A 13,266-nucleotide genomic window follows, 5' to 3' on the forward strand; every position below is an offset into this window, starting at 1 on the left:
CCTGCCTCCCGCCTGAAACTACATCCAGGCCGCGATGTCTTTGTTGTAAACTGCCAGTTCATCCGGAGCAAAAAAATTGGCAATTTCACGTGCTGCACTTTCCGGCGAATCCGAACCATGGATCAGATTCAGAGGGGTATGGCTGGCAAAGTCACCACGGATCGTACCCGGCAGAGCTTCCCCCACCTTGGTTTTTCCGATCATCAAGCGGGACAGCGCAATTACATCGTCACCTTCCCAGACCATGGCGAATACCGGTCCAGAGGTAATGAAGCGCACCAATTCCGGAAAGAAATCCTTTCCTTCATGTTCTGCGTAATGCTTCTTTGCCTGCTCTTCTGTAATAATGATCAGCTTCGCGGCAACCAGCTTGAGCCCCTTGTCCTCCAGGCGGGCGACGATCCGCCCAATCAGTCCGCGTTGTACCCCATCCGGTTTTATCATCAGATACGTTTGCTCCATAGAGTCACTCTCCATTTTCTATTATTCCCAACGAATAATAAGCTGTTTTTTTGATAGTATCAGAAACCTTGCCATCTGTGAACGCTTAATATTTTGAATGCAGCAGATTAATAAGACCGCCCTGTCACAAAAAAAGCAATATCCTTCAAATTGCGCTTCGTCCGGTTGCTCGGCAGCTGGTCCAGTGCTGCAAGGGCTTTGGCAATGTAGCGGGACGCCAGCTCTTCTGCCCTGGAAATGCCTTCACCCGACAGAATCAGATCAATGGCGCGCCCCACGCCGCTATTTCCTTCGCGGATGGAAGCAAGCTCCGTGAGCAGCGCACTCCGCAGCCGCTGGTCTTCCAGACTGTATATAACCGGCAATGTAATATTGCCCTGCCGCATGTCGCTGCCCGGAGGTTTGCCGATTTGCTTCTCCGTCCCGGAAAGATCGAGCAGATCGTCACGGATCTGGAACGCCATACCGACGTTATATCCGTAATCATAGAGCAGCCTGGCCGTATCCGGCTCCGCATCCGCAGCCAGCGCACCGAGCTGGCAGCTGATGGCAATCAGCAGTGCCGTCTTGCGGCGGATGCGCCGCAGATAATGGCGCACACTCTGCTCGCTGTTGAAGAAGTCACGGATCTGCTCCATCTCTCCGATGGACATTTCCACCATCGCCTTGGAGAGGATCTGGTGTATTCGCGGATTGCCCAGCTCCGAGGTCATTACCAGCGCCTTGGCATAAATATAATCCCCGGTATACATGGCAATTTTATCGCCCCATTTCGCTTTGACCGTCAGCTCTCCGCGCCGCAGCTCTGCATCGTCGATCACATCGTCGTGAACAAGCGAGGCACTGTGGATCAGCTCCAGCGGTATGGCAACACGCTTCAGCTTCTCCAGATCATATTGCCCGAATTTGCCGCCCATCAGCACAAAGACCGGCCGCAGCCTTTTGCCGCCTGCCTTCAGCAGGTGCAGGGATGTCTCTGTCAGCAAATCATCGTCGCCCTGTACGCTGCGGTAGAGCTCTTTTTCGATCTGATCCATATCCTTGTTCAGCAAGCCAAATATTTGCATTCGTTTCATTCGTTCACCCGTGTCAGCAGATTATGGCTCCACATCTCCATCTTCACTTCACGCTGCAGCAGACCCAGCTCGTAGGCGTAGCGGAAATAGAGGTTCAGCCCTTCCTGTTGCCTTTCCCCAAAGTCATAACATAAATTACGGAAGTACATGTCCCAATAGGCTGCTGTCCCCCCGATAGCTGAGCAGGCCTCCCGGATAATGGGGGCCAGATTCTGCTGGCCGCGTCTCTTGCTCTCCACAAAGGCGTCGGCGATTTCAGCAATTGCCTCCGGTCTCATTCCGGCAGCCTCCCGGTTCACGGCCCAGACGGCAAAAGTCATACCGAATCCGGTCCATTCCTTCCACAGCTCGCCAAGATCGGTTACGATATAACCCTGATCCTGCCACGAGGCCCGGATCGCATTGTCACCGATCAGCAGACAGGCATCCGCCCCGGCCATCATTTTATCCAGATCAGGCGCAGCGCTGATATATTCAGGTTTGCCGTTAACTGCTTTTTCCATCAGGATCTTCAGCAGATTGACGGATGTTGCCGACGTGTTGGTTACAGCAATCGTACCTGAGGCCACCTGCGCCAGCGGCACACGCGAAAACATCAGAATAGACTTCACCGGGCCATCCGAGCTAACCGACAAATCCGGCAGCAGCAGGAGCCGTTCGCTCGCAGCCGCGTAGGCAAAAGAGGACAGCGCTCCTACATGAATACTTCCGCTGGTCATACCTTGATTAAGAACGGCTGGCACCTCACTCACCATCTCTGCAGGAAAGCTTAAGGATGAGGGATAGAAATTGTGAAACACCGGCCATGAATTGGTATAACTGATTTTACCGATAACGGTAGGTTCAGGATCATTCATCCTTCATTCCCCCCATCTGCGAAATAATGAATGCTCAATGTCCAAGCTGTCCAGCACCTTGCCCACCATAAAGTCAATGAGGTCATCCATCGTTGTCGGGCCGTAATAAAATGCGGGCATCGCCGGTATCATCTTTACCCCGAGCCGGGACAGCTTCAGCATATTTTCCAGGTGAATCGCATGAAGCGGTGTCTCCCGGGGTACGAGCACAAGCGGACGTCCTTCCTTCAGCATGACATCCGCAGCCCGGGTCATCAGATTATCCGAGCTTCCGTGGGCAACGGCTGACAAAGTTCCCATGGAGCAAGGCATAATAATCATGGCCGCTGTGCGGAAGGAGCCGCTGGCAATGGAAGCCCCGATGTCGGCAATCGGGTGATAATGCAGAGAACCGGGATAGCTTCCGAACTGTTCGTTCAGAAAGCCCTCCCGGTCTGAGGCGGCAAAGCCCAGTTCTTCCTTAAATACGCGCCAGCCGGCGTTGCTTACCACAAGATGGACCGAGTGTCCCAGTGCAAGCAGTGTTCTGGCCAGCCGGACGCCATAAATGCCGCCGCTGGCTCCCGTGATGCCCACAACATAGTTTTTCGGCTTAAGCTTATTCATTTGTAGAACTGCACCACCAAGTCAATCAGAGTAAAGGAAAATACAACAATGCTCAGCACACCGTTCATAGTGAAGAAAGCGGTCTGCAGCCGGCTAAGGTCGCTTGGAGAAACAATATGGTGCTCATAAAAAAGAATAATATAGGCGATCAGCATCCCTGCCACATACCACCAGCTAAGGTCGGTAATAAACAGCAGCGAAACAAAACCGATACCCGTCAGCATGTGAAACACCTTGGCAATGGTCAGTGCACGGGCAACGCCAAAGCGGACAGGAATGGAATACAGGCCTTCCTTCTTATCGAATTCAACGTCCTGACAGGAATAAATAATATCAAAGCCTGCTGTCCAGAATACGATCGTGAAATAGAATACCATGGAAGTCCAGTCCACCGTTCCGGTAACGGCAACCCAGCCCCCGAGCGGGGCGAGTGCAATCGTCAGACCGAGGATCAGATGACAGGCCCAGGTGAAACGTTTAGTGAATGAGTAAAAAACAAGAAGAAAAACTGCGATCGGCAGCAGTTTCGCCGATAAAGGGTTCAGCTTGAATGCAGCCCAGAACAGCAAAAAGAAAGAGAAGGCGATGAACAGGGACACCTCTCCAACCTTGAGCAGTCCGGCGGGGATGGCTCTGCCGGCTGTACGGGGGTTTTTGGCGTCGCTGATCCGGTCAATCAGCCGGTTCAGCCCCATGGCCGCGCTGCGTGCACCGAACATGGCTATGACAATCCAGCCGATTTGGCCCCAGGAGGGCAAGGCCCCAAACATCACGACCGAACCCAGCAGAGCACCCATAAAAGCAAAAGGCAAAGCAAAAACGGTATGTTCAAACTTGATCATTTGCAAAAAAATGGCGATTTTCTTAAGCATTACAATTCTCCTTGAGCCCAATATGTAGTGCCGCGATGCCTCCGGTCAAGGGATAGGATTCCACTTTTTGCAGTCCGGTTTCACGGAAGATTACCTCTAGTTGTTTTCTGTCCGGGAACAAGGCTAATGACTCCGGAAGCCACTTGTACTGCTCATATCTCTTCGCGAAAAGTTTGCCAAGGAGCGGCAGCACCCGCTGAAAATAAAAATAATAAATGCCTTTGAACGGCTGCTTCATCGGTTTGGACAATTCCAGGCAGACCACCATGCCTCCCGGCTTCACCACACGTTTCATTTCGTTCAATACCCGGACTGGATCAGGTACGTTGCGGAGCCCGAATCCTATGGTCGCATAATCGAAGGAGTTGTCGCCGAAAGGCAGCTCCATGGCGTTGCCCTGTACCAGGGAAATCCGCTCCTGGAGATTGCGTGCCTCCACCTTGCGCCGTCCTACTTCCAGCATGCCTGCACTAAAGTCCAGGCCCATGACACAGCCCGTCCTGCTGGCTTCAGCCAGCGCAATGCTCCAGTCGCAGGTGCCGCAGCACAGATCAACCGCAGTGTCTCCTTGCTTCATCCCCATCTTGCGCATGGTGAATTTGCGCCAGGCCTTATGCCTGCGGAAGCTCAGAATGTCATTCATCAGATCATATTTGCCGGCAATGCTCTCAAAAACCGAATGGACAAATTGCTCCTTGGGCTTAGTGCCTTGATCACCGGTTGCAGTAGTTTTCTCTATAGTCATTTCCTAACCCTCCACGGCTGCTTGTCCGGAAATTTTCATGTGCTGAAGAAGGCGGTCAAGCGCAGCACTCAGCTCGGCGAACAGATTTTCCTCCTTCACCCCCTGCAGCAGTCCCTGAATGGACCGGATCGATCCATGCAGCTTGTCTGTCAGCAAAGAATCGCATTTGTACTTCATCTTCAGCTTCTTCCAATCCTTGTGATCGAGCTCCTGCTCCAGCAGCAGCCGCCGTTCATCCTCAGTAGCCGACTCCAGCACTTTCCAGTAGCAATAACCCTCCATGGCATTTACAGGGTCGCCTCCGCGGCGAAGCTCCAGAAGGACGGTCTCATACTGGCTGAATTCAGACAGCAGCTTCTCCCACAGCTCGGCAAGGGATTCCTCAATCATCGGTGTAAAAGAAAGGAACAGCCTCATATTGAGCTGTACCGTGTGACGCAAATATTGTTCAGCAGACAGGAACATGCCCTTCATCTTGCTGTACAGATGGGCCTTCATCACATTAAGATCGGCAATGGCGGTGCTTAGTATACCGACCATCTCAATCTGCTCCCGTTTGGCAAGCAAATGATAAAACCAGCTGCTGAAATAATCGCCGGCCAGCACTTTAAGCTGGCGGGAACGCATAGGATCTCCCCCCGGCTCGTTCTGGACCTGGTCGATGCACTCATGGGTATCCAGCCCCAGCTGCACGAGACCGGTCACGAGTGTAAATAGCTCTCCGCCCTTTATGCCCGCAGGGGAGCCATAACTTAAAAAAATATATAACAAATGACCACGCCCGTCTGGAAACGGCGGCAATTCCGTATGCCGCTGAATCATGTCGTAGTCGGTATAAGGTTTAGCCAGTTGCGGTATGCGGTACGGTTTCATTTCAGCCTCCGGAGCCATTGACGTTATGACAATATCTTTGTTCACAATCTTGTCTATTATATCACATGTTTTTTGGTCACGCACTGTGGGCTATTCTAGTTTCTTTTACCCAGATTAGGGATAAATGAACTGCTTCTTCCATAGCTCGCTCTCACTGATGCGCAGTCCGATCTTCACAGATTCGGGCAGCGGACGGCTTGGTGCCGTCTCCAGCGCATCCTGAAGCCGGAGCGACCATTCATTGCGCCGGATATCCCCGGCAAGCAGCAGACGCCTGCTGTCCAGCCATTTATCCTCGGCAACAATCCGCAGCAACAGCTGGTCAACGTTAACCGTCTCCTGAAAAGCAAAGGAAATGACCCGGGCCATGTTCTGATAGAGCTCCTGCGGTTCCGGATCATTGCCGGTCACCTTCAGATCCAGAGAAAGAACATTCCCCTTCCACCCGGCCCTGTCAATGGTCAGGGTAAGCGGGAGCTTCTCGAGCATATCCACAAGATTGCTGCTCTCCAGAACCACTCCGCCTCCGCTTAAGGTTTCCAATACCCCGTCCTGCCGGTGCAGGGCAGGCTCAAGCGCAGCCAACTGCGGCAGAATCAGCGCGGAAGCTGCGGTAATGAGCACCACCGTTCCAATCAGCCAGCTCCTGTTCATGACAAGCCTCCCTTATCATTCATAGTTGCCGCCTCTTTGAACGAATATACGGAAAACGAGACATGGCTATCCTTAGTTATATTTTGAAAAAAAGCAGGCTATGCCTGCTTTTCAGCTTTCACTTTCCAATTGTCCGTGTTTGCTCCATATTTCGGCCTTGCCGCGGATTTTCATGGCTGAGGTATGATCTGTGAATTGGGCGATGAGCACCTCGCCTTTGTCCAGCTTCTCCGTATGATGAAACCGTGTGTCCAGCCCCCGGGTAAGCCCGATCACCTGAACACCGTTCTCCTTGGCTTTGATTACGATGTAGTCGCTGCCTGCCGGTGCGGGATTAACGCCATTATTCTTCTCAGTCATGCCAAACCCTCCTATAAATTATTGTGAGATTAAGCCAACCCTCTCAACAACAAATGCCGCCTTGGAGGGCGGCATCATTGTTACTCAGAAAGACTATGGGATAGATATGTAGAAATCTCTATTTGATTCCGTCTTTCAGAGCTTTACCCGGTTTGAATGCCGGTACCTTGCTCGAAGGAATTTCGATTTCTTCACCAGTTTGCGGGTTGCGGCCTTTACGTGCGGAACGTTCGCGCACTTCAAAGTTTCCGAATCCTACCAGCTGAACTTTATCTCCGTTTTGCAGAGCACCTGTGATCGCTTCGAAAACGGCATCTACCGCTTTAGTAGCATCTTTCTTGGGAAGTTCAGTTGCTTCTGTAACCACGTTGATCAAATCTGATTTATTCATGTCTTCTCACCTCCCTGGGCAAATTTCCGGTATCATACACTGTTTCCGTTTAAACGCAAAATATACGTGATAATCCCGTTTTTTACTAGATACTGGCGCCCTTCTACCTAGAAGCGCAACAAACTTATAGTAATACAGCCCATCCATAATTTCAAGGCGTTCCTCAAAAAAGAAGCAGAAAGTAGCACTTTTGGCCGAAAAATGTACTGTACGGGTATCCTTTCATACCAAAAGCAGAGCGGAATTTCTCCGCTCTGCTCTCTTAATACGCTAGGATTGGTTACAGAATGATAGCAATCAGTCCGCCGGAGCCTTCATTGATAATCCGGCCCAGCGTTTCCTGCAGCTTGTAGCGGGCGTTATCCGGCATCATGGCGATTTTGCCCTGAATGCCTTCCCGCACTATTGAATGCAGCGAACGGCCAAAAATATCGGATTCCCAAATCTTGATCGGATCGTTCTCAAAATCCTGCATTAAGTACCGTACCAGCTCTTCACTCTGCTTCTCTGTACCAATGATCGGCGAGAACTCGGATTCAACATCTACCCGGATCATGTGAATGGAGGGGGCAGTAGCCTTCAGCCGGACACCAAAACGCGACCCTTGCCGGATCAGCTCCGGTTCGTCCAGCGCCATTTCAGCAAGCGATGGTGCGGCTATACCGTAGCCGGTTGTTTTTACCATTTCGAGCGCTTCGGAGAAGCGGTCGTATTCACGTTTGGCATGGGAGAAATCCTGCATCAGCTGCAGCAAATGATCCTTGCCGCGGATTTCAACACCCACAACCTCCATCAGAACCTGGTCATAGAGCTCTTCAGGCGCATACAGATCGATCTCTGCCACACCCTGGCCCATATTCATGCCGCTGAGGCCTGCTCGTTCAATGAAGTCGTATTCCGTGAACTGGGACACCAGCCGGTCGACATCACGCAAACGCCGGATATCCTTCACCGTGTCACGGACTGAATTCTCGTAGCTGCTGCGCAGCCAGTGGTTTTCTCCCAGCACCATCACCCAGCTCGGCAGGTTCACATTCACCTCATGAACAGGAAACTCATAGAGCACTTCGCGCAGCACGCCGGTTACATCGTCCTCAGTCATGTTGGCTGCACTTAGAGTCATAACCGGGATGTCATATTTCGCGGCCAGCTCGCTGCGGAGCTGCTGCGCTTCCTCACTGCGGGGCCGGGTCGAGTTAATCACAAGCACAAATGGCTTGCCAACCTCCTTCAGCTCAGCGATTACACGCTCTTCGGAATCCACATATGAATGCCGCGGAATTTCAGCAATCGTTCCATCTGTAGTCACTACCACACCCAGTGTGGAGTGCTCTTGAATAACCTTGCGGGTGCCAATCTCCGCCGCTTCCTGGAAAGGGATCGGCTCCTCAAACCAAGGGGTGGAAATCATGCGGGGACCATTCTCGTCCTCGTAGCCTTTGGCACCTTCAACAGCGTACCCCACACAGTCAACCAGGCGGACATTGACCTCCAGCCCTTCCGCCACCTTGATCTGTACCGCATTGTTCGGCACAAATTTCGGCTCTGTTGTCATGATTGTTTTACCTGCCGCGCTTTGCGGAAGCTCATCAATCGCTCTTACCCGGTCAGCCTCGCTCGTAATGTTCGGCAAGACGATCGTTTCCATGAAGCGTTTGATGAATGTTGATTTCCCTGTGCGAACCGCGCCGACGACGCCAAGATAAATGTCTCCGCCGGTACGCTCGGCAATGTCCTTGAAAATATCCACTTTTTCCAAAAGAGATCCCCTCCTCATATTACTCCGAAGAAAAAATGCCTGAAGAGCATCGACTTCGCGTTCCGCCGGCTTTTCTGACCCTTGCAGGACATCCACCGGACTTGACATTGTCCGCCAGGGAGCCTAGCTGCTGACTTCAGGGCGGAGCAATCACTGCCCCACGCTAAACCCCGAATGCTCGGACATGCATTTGGACTAGTATCATCATATGTATCCAGAACGGATTTATGACCCGCTACCCGCGCAAATTAATAGGGAATTTCCAAAAAAACCAGCTGATGCGCGCCGCAGAGCGTCACGACGCCCGGAAGCCTTCTCAGCTAATATATGAGAGTGAATAGAGGAGTAGAACTACCTGTTGGCAGTGGACCGGAATGGTATCTTTATTGTTGCGGAGACTGGGGGACCGGGCGGTCCTCCACCCAGTAATAAGGCAAGGATTTGACAGGCACATAATATGAGGCCTGCTCCAGCTTAAGACGCAGATCGCGATTTGCTTCTGTGGAAATACCATTCTTGCCGACCACGGCCAAAATATCAGGACTGTAATCAGCGTATACAGTGCCGTTTTTATCCATAATGAATTGCAGCGGCTGGCCGGAATATATACTTTTCAAGGTAATGGAGCCGGTTCCCGCCTGCTGGGCATCTATGGTAAAAAGATCGGGATATATTTCATCCGCAGCTGGAAGATTCCCGCCATGCCCGGACTTGTACCGGTTGATCCTGCGCTGGACATCATTCACCTTCTGCACGGTAACAAGATCCATCAGTTTAACGGATGGGCGTGTTTCTTCATCCAGGATTAGAAAATACGCGCTGCCGCCTTTTTCAAAAGCTGCCGCGGGAATTTCATCCAGATACCCCATTTCATGCAGCTTCCCGAGATCTACCACAAATTTCTCATATCTGGGGGTGGCTTCATCCGCATTCAAAATCGGCAGCAGGCCCTCCTGCTGCTGGTAATCCTCTACAGCCTCCTGTACCCGCTTTACGCTTTCCCGGTAGCTGCCGCCTGTCTGCTGCTCCTTGCCGGGATACATGCAGCCTGAGAGTGAGCCAGCCAAGAGTATGAACACCATCAATAGCAATGCTGCACCTTTGGATTTCTGCTTTTTCATCCGCCTTATGCCGCTCACCACCCTGAATCCCTCCACTTCGTAAGGTTGTTGCTTACAGAACTACCACAGCTCGTCTTCATCCCCGCGCCGCGCCGCTTCAAGCCTGCGCCGCACGGCTGCTTTTAGAGGGTCTTCCGGGGTATGTACTGTTACATTGCTCCGTACGGCTGCTTGACAAGCCAAACGGACACCTTCATCCAGCAGACTGCCCAATTTGCGCCGTTCCGCATCGCCAGGCGGCTGTATACCCGCAGCTGATTGATCCTCAACCTTCACCTTACACATCAGACAACCGGCCTTTCCGCCGCAGCGGGTAGTTAGGACAACCCCTGCTTTACGGGCTGCTTCAAGCAGCGAGGTGCCCTGCATAACTTCAGCTGTACGGCCTTCCGGCTGAAAAGTAACAATCCATCCCTTTTGCCGTTTCATGATGCAGCTTCCTTCCTTCGCATTTGTTATGTTTCAATTAATGGGGAAACTCCCAGCAGTTGATTCAGTTGCATCTGGAAGGACAGGTCCAGTCCGTTATCCAGAATCAGACTTTGCAGCAATGGCAGGTGGGCGGACAGATCATGTCTCAGGTAAGCTGCGATGCTTGCACAGCGTTCATCCCTGCCGCGCAGGATGTTGAATATCAGTTCATGAGCTGCAGGCATTAGCCGCAGCAGGCCGATTCCCGTAAAATCCTGCACAGGTGCATAAGCCAGCAGCCGCTGGATGTTCACAGAGTACTGCCAGGAGCCATGTCCAATCTCAAATCCGCCTATCAGTTCAATACTGGTATTCCCCAGGGAATAGCAGCTGCGCAGCGAAAAACAGCCTCCGCTGTAATCCTCCTCCGGACCGCTTACGGTATACCCGCTAAGCACGTCATGGAGGCGCCTGGCATCCTGTATATCCGCATACAGGTCAATGTCATGTGGAGCAGCGTCCAGCGTGACCCCATGAAGCAGCAGCCCGCAGCTTCCTCCCAGCAGCCATGCCGGCGGCTGCTCCAGCCATGGCAAGCTTAACTTTTCCGTCAATTCCCCAAGCACAGTAACCAGTGGTTCCGGTACCCCGGTTAAAGCCATACCCCACACACTCCATTCATGAAAAAGTCAGCGCTTCTTCCAGAAATACTTCTGACTGAATGAATGTAAATGCTTACATAATCGAAGCAGCTCCTCCTAGCAAGCCGATTAGCATAATCACAAAAGCGATCACAGACAAAATGCCCCTTAACAGGCCTTTGGTTTTACTGCGGGCAAAGGTAATCAGAAACACGGATAGTCCCATAATCAGGATTGCGACCAGGGATAACCACATCTTTGTCATCGGGTCCATGCGCTGCGCCCCCTATTCGGCTAATTTCGGATTGCGAATATTATAACATGAAACTCTATCCATTTCTGCAAGTAGAAAAGTTTGGAATTCACAGTAAAAAAGAGCAGAAATCCGGAATCTGGGTGGATTCCGGATTTCTGCCCTTTACTGCGCTAAGCTCTGACTTATTTTTTCATCATCATTTTCATTAAAGACTCCATTGTGCCGGAATTTGCGCCGCCTTTTTTGACTGCGTTAATAATTTCCTGCACAGTAGCTTCACTAACTGGCACCTTAGCCATTGATGACACCTGCTTGATCAACTGGCGGAGCTGGGCTTCATTCTGCGTTGTTCCCGGCTTGACCGTGCTGGCCAGCTTTTTGACGGCGCCTTCCGTAATGTTCTTGCCCGCCTTTTTGTTAATAGCGTTCAATGCATCCTTGGAAAAATCTCTGCTCACTTTTCATCCCTCCTCCGTCAATCCCCATTACAACATATGAGGATTTCCGGCAAAAGGTGAACGTTCATCAGGAATGCCATTGCTCCCAGGTCTCCTGGGAAATGGCCTCCATCTCCGTCTTGCGGTCCCGGCCCATCAAGGCCTCCACCGCACTGCGTGGAGATCTGCCTTGGAACAGCACATGATAAATCTGATCGGTAATCGGCATCTGCACATTAAGATTAAGCGAAATCGCATAAGCCGCTTTCGTGGTCCGTATGCCTTCAACCACCATTCCCATCGATTCTAGCACCTCAGCTAAAGGTTTGCCCTGGCCCAGCATAGAGCCGGCCCGCCAGTTGCGGCTGTGCTTGCTGGTTGCCGTTACCACCAGGTCCCCCAGACCGGCAAGGCCGGAGAAGGTAAGCGGATTGGCGCCAAGCTCCACCCCAACACGTGAGATTTCGGCAAGTCCACGGGTAAGCAGCGCTGCCTTGGCATTGTCTCCGAAACCCAGGCCATCCGACAGCCCTGCACCCAGTGCAATGATATTCTTCAATGCCCCGGCCAATTCCACGCCCACCTGGTCGCGGTTCGTATAAACGCGGAAATCATTGTTGATGAAGAGCTCCTGCGCGGCCGCTGCGCGGTGTTCATCTGCCGAAGCCACAACTACAGTAGTCGGACACAAACGGACTACTTCTTCCGCATGGCTCGGTCCGGACAGCACCACAATTTCCCCTTCGGTACAGCCCAGCTCCTCAGAGATCACGGTCGACATCCGTTTTACAGTTTCGGTCTCAAACCCCTTGGTGGCATGAATGCAGAGCATCCCTTCCTTCCAATAGGGCTTCAAAGCACCGGCAACCTGCCGCATGGCGGAGGAAGGCGCAACAATAACAACCGCTTTGGAATCCTTGACGGCAGTCTCCATATCTGTAGTCGCAATAATGTTCGGCGGCAGCGTTATTCCGGGCAGAAAATGCTCATTCGTATGGGAGTTGTTGATCTCGGCCGCTTGTTCGGGTTTCCGTGTCCACAGATAAACTTCCGAGTGGTTAGCCGCCAGCACAGATGCCAGCGCAGTTCCCCAACTGCCCGCGACCAGCACGGTTATTTTATCAGACAACGCGGTTCCCCTCCTTGACTTTGGAGCCGATTTTATTTTCCCGTCCCTGGCTGATTTTCACGATATTGCTCCGGTGCCGCCAGAAAGCGAAGATGGCAATAATAAGACTGCCCCACAGCTCCGGCGCTGTAAATCCGGTAAAAATCAAAAACACCGGGGTCAATGCCACAAACAGCAGTGAGCCTAGGGATACATACTTTGTGATCACAATCGCCACAATGGCAATAATGCCGGCGATCAGCGCAGGCCAAAACGCAAGTGTAGCCATGACGCCAATAGTGGTTGCAATGCCTTTTCCGCCGCGAAAATGGAAGTACAGCGGCCAATTGTGCCCGATAATGGCGGCGATCCCGCAGGCAACTGCGACCCACGTTCCCCAGCCGCCGGCCCAGGTTCCAAGCCAGACCGCAGCAATTCCCTTCAGCACGTCAAGAACGAGCACAAGAATCGCCGGGCCTTTTCCCATCACACGCAGTGTGTTGGTAGCCCCCGCATTTCCGCTTCCATACTGCCGGATATCCACACCCTTAAGCAGCCGCACCAGCAGCACACTGAAGCTCACAGAACCAAGCAGATAGCTTACAACGATAACCAGAAGTTCAAACGCCACTGTCTT

General features: G+C 52.2%; 18 protein-coding genes. All 18 read right to left on the reverse strand.

Features of this window, described 5'->3' with window-relative positions; translation table 11 throughout:
* Window positions 1-18: 18 nt before the first annotated feature.
* The 18 genes from ndk to plsY all read right to left on the reverse strand — a co-directional run bounded on the left by ndk (window position 19) and on the right by plsY (window position 13,260).
* Window positions 19-462: a nucleoside-diphosphate kinase gene (ndk, locus tag PGRAT_RS19900; RefSeq protein ID WP_025709332.1), complete on the reverse strand. Its 444-nt coding sequence runs from the start codon at window positions 460-462 to the stop codon at window positions 19-21.
* A gap of 107 nt (window positions 463-569) precedes the next feature.
* Window positions 570-1,538: a polyprenyl synthetase family protein gene (locus PGRAT_RS19905; protein ID WP_025709331.1), complete on the reverse strand. Its 969-nt coding sequence runs from the start codon at window positions 1,536-1,538 to the stop codon at window positions 570-572.
* Window positions 1,535-2,395: a menaquinone biosynthesis protein gene (locus PGRAT_RS19910; protein ID WP_025709329.1), complete on the reverse strand. Its 861-nt coding sequence runs from the start codon at window positions 2,393-2,395 to the stop codon at window positions 1,535-1,537. The genes PGRAT_RS19905 and PGRAT_RS19910 overlap by 4 nt, the downstream gene beginning before the upstream one ends.
* Window positions 2,396-2,398: 3 nt before the next feature.
* Window positions 2,399-3,001, reverse strand: a complete 603-nt coding sequence (locus PGRAT_RS19915) for a UbiX family flavin prenyltransferase (RefSeq protein ID WP_025709327.1) — start codon at window positions 2,999-3,001, stop codon at window positions 2,399-2,401.
* The gene (locus tag PGRAT_RS19920) at window positions 2,998-3,873 is read right to left on the reverse strand and encodes a UbiA-like polyprenyltransferase (RefSeq protein WP_025709326.1); all 876 of its coding nucleotides are present in this window, start codon (window positions 3,871-3,873) and stop codon (window positions 2,998-3,000) included. The genes PGRAT_RS19915 and PGRAT_RS19920 overlap by 4 nt, the downstream gene beginning before the upstream one ends.
* On the reverse strand, window positions 3,866-4,618 hold the full coding sequence (locus PGRAT_RS19925; RefSeq protein WP_025709324.1) for a demethylmenaquinone methyltransferase: 753 nt from the start codon (window positions 4,616-4,618) through the stop codon (window positions 3,866-3,868). The genes PGRAT_RS19920 and PGRAT_RS19925 overlap by 8 nt, the downstream gene beginning before the upstream one ends.
* 3 nt (window positions 4,619-4,621) lie before the next feature.
* Window positions 4,622-5,491: a heptaprenyl diphosphate synthase component 1 gene (locus PGRAT_RS19930; RefSeq protein WP_025709323.1), complete on the reverse strand. Its 870-nt coding sequence runs from the start codon at window positions 5,489-5,491 to the stop codon at window positions 4,622-4,624.
* A gap of 114 nt (window positions 5,492-5,605) precedes the next feature.
* Entirely contained in the window at window positions 5,606-6,145 is a 540-nt protein-coding gene (locus PGRAT_RS19935; protein ID WP_025709322.1) for a hypothetical protein, read from the reverse strand.
* 111 nt (window positions 6,146-6,256) lie between these two features.
* Window positions 6,257-6,505, reverse strand: a complete 249-nt coding sequence (gene mtrB / locus PGRAT_RS19940; protein ID WP_025709321.1) for a trp RNA-binding attenuation protein MtrB — start codon at window positions 6,503-6,505, stop codon at window positions 6,257-6,259.
* 118 nt (window positions 6,506-6,623) lie between these two features.
* The gene (locus PGRAT_RS19945) at window positions 6,624-6,896 is read right to left on the reverse strand and encodes an HU family DNA-binding protein (RefSeq protein WP_020427702.1); all 273 of its coding nucleotides are present in this window, start codon (window positions 6,894-6,896) and stop codon (window positions 6,624-6,626) included.
* A gap of 280 nt (window positions 6,897-7,176) precedes the next feature.
* Window positions 7,177-8,655: a stage IV sporulation protein A gene (gene spoIVA, locus PGRAT_RS19950; protein ID WP_025709320.1), complete on the reverse strand. Its 1,479-nt coding sequence runs from the start codon at window positions 8,653-8,655 to the stop codon at window positions 7,177-7,179.
* A 383-nt stretch (window positions 8,656-9,038) separates the two neighbouring features.
* Window positions 9,039-9,794: a YphF family lipoprotein gene (locus PGRAT_RS19955; protein ID WP_025709319.1), complete on the reverse strand. Its 756-nt coding sequence runs from the start codon at window positions 9,792-9,794 to the stop codon at window positions 9,039-9,041.
* Window positions 9,795-9,836: 42 nt separating this feature from the next.
* Window positions 9,837-10,205, reverse strand: a complete 369-nt coding sequence (locus PGRAT_RS19960) for a 2Fe-2S iron-sulfur cluster-binding protein (protein ID WP_025709317.1) — start codon at window positions 10,203-10,205, stop codon at window positions 9,837-9,839.
* Window positions 10,206-10,231: 26 nt separating this feature from the next.
* The gene (locus tag PGRAT_RS19965) at window positions 10,232-10,849 is read right to left on the reverse strand and encodes a hypothetical protein (RefSeq protein ID WP_025709314.1); all 618 of its coding nucleotides are present in this window, start codon (window positions 10,847-10,849) and stop codon (window positions 10,232-10,234) included.
* Window positions 10,850-10,922: 73 nt separating this feature from the next.
* Window positions 10,923-11,102, reverse strand: coding sequence for a DUF2768 family protein (locus PGRAT_RS19970; RefSeq protein WP_025709313.1), 180 nt, complete (start codon window positions 11,100-11,102; stop codon window positions 10,923-10,925).
* A 164-nt stretch (window positions 11,103-11,266) separates the two neighbouring features.
* Window positions 11,267-11,542: a stage VI sporulation protein F gene (locus PGRAT_RS19975; RefSeq protein ID WP_025709312.1), complete on the reverse strand. Its 276-nt coding sequence runs from the start codon at window positions 11,540-11,542 to the stop codon at window positions 11,267-11,269.
* Between the two features lie 67 nt (window positions 11,543-11,609).
* Window positions 11,610-12,650 carry an NAD(P)H-dependent glycerol-3-phosphate dehydrogenase gene (locus tag PGRAT_RS19980; RefSeq protein WP_025709308.1) on the reverse strand — a complete coding sequence of 347 codons (1,041 nt, stop codon included), beginning with the start codon at window positions 12,648-12,650 and terminating at the stop codon, window positions 11,610-11,612.
* Complete coding sequence (gene plsY, locus PGRAT_RS19985) at window positions 12,643-13,260, reverse strand: glycerol-3-phosphate 1-O-acyltransferase PlsY (protein ID WP_025709307.1); 618 nt, start codon at window positions 13,258-13,260, stop codon at window positions 12,643-12,645. Before plsY ends, PGRAT_RS19980 begins: the two co-directional genes overlap by 8 nt.
* Between the last annotated feature and the right edge of the window lie 6 nt (window positions 13,261-13,266).

This window comes from Paenibacillus graminis (assembly GCF_000758705.1).
In the GTDB taxonomy this organism is placed as follows: Bacteria; Bacillota; Bacilli; order Paenibacillales; family Paenibacillaceae; genus Paenibacillus_AQ; species Paenibacillus_AQ graminis.

Coding starts and splice junctions, on each gene's coding strand:
- PGRAT_RS19920 (WP_025709326.1), bottom strand. CDS start 3,873: ATGCTTAAGAAAATCGCCATTTTTTTGCAAATGATCAAGTTTGAACAT.
- PGRAT_RS19935 (WP_025709322.1), bottom strand. CDS start 6,145: ATGAACAGGAGCTGGCTGATTGGAACGGTGGTGCTCATTACCGCAGCT.
- ndk (WP_025709332.1), bottom strand. CDS start 462: ATGGAGCAAACGTATCTGATGATAAAACCGGATGGGGTACAACGCGGA.
- PGRAT_RS19970 (WP_025709313.1), bottom strand. CDS start 11,102: ATGGACCCGATGACAAAGATGTGGTTATCCCTGGTCGCAATCCTGATT.
- PGRAT_RS19910 (WP_025709329.1), bottom strand. CDS start 2,395: ATGAATGATCCTGAACCTACCGTTATCGGTAAAATCAGTTATACCAAT.
- PGRAT_RS19945 (WP_020427702.1), bottom strand. CDS start 6,896: ATGAATAAATCAGATTTGATCAACGTGGTTACAGAAGCAACTGAACTT.
- PGRAT_RS19915 (WP_025709327.1), bottom strand. CDS start 3,001: ATGAATAAGCTTAAGCCGAAAAACTATGTTGTGGGCATCACGGGAGCC.
- mtrB (WP_025709321.1), bottom strand. CDS start 6,505: ATGACTGAGAAGAATAATGGCGTTAATCCCGCACCGGCAGGCAGCGAC.
- PGRAT_RS19960 (WP_025709317.1), bottom strand. CDS start 10,205: ATGAAACGGCAAAAGGGATGGATTGTTACTTTTCAGCCGGAAGGCCGT.
- PGRAT_RS19965 (WP_025709314.1), bottom strand. CDS start 10,849: ATGGCTTTAACCGGGGTACCGGAACCACTGGTTACTGTGCTTGGGGAA.
- PGRAT_RS19930 (WP_025709323.1), bottom strand. CDS start 5,491: ATGAAACCGTACCGCATACCGCAACTGGCTAAACCTTATACCGACTAC.
- PGRAT_RS19925 (WP_025709324.1), bottom strand. CDS start 4,618: ATGACTATAGAGAAAACTACTGCAACCGGTGATCAAGGCACTAAGCCC.
- PGRAT_RS19905 (WP_025709331.1), bottom strand. CDS start 1,538: ATGAAACGAATGCAAATATTTGGCTTGCTGAACAAGGATATGGATCAG.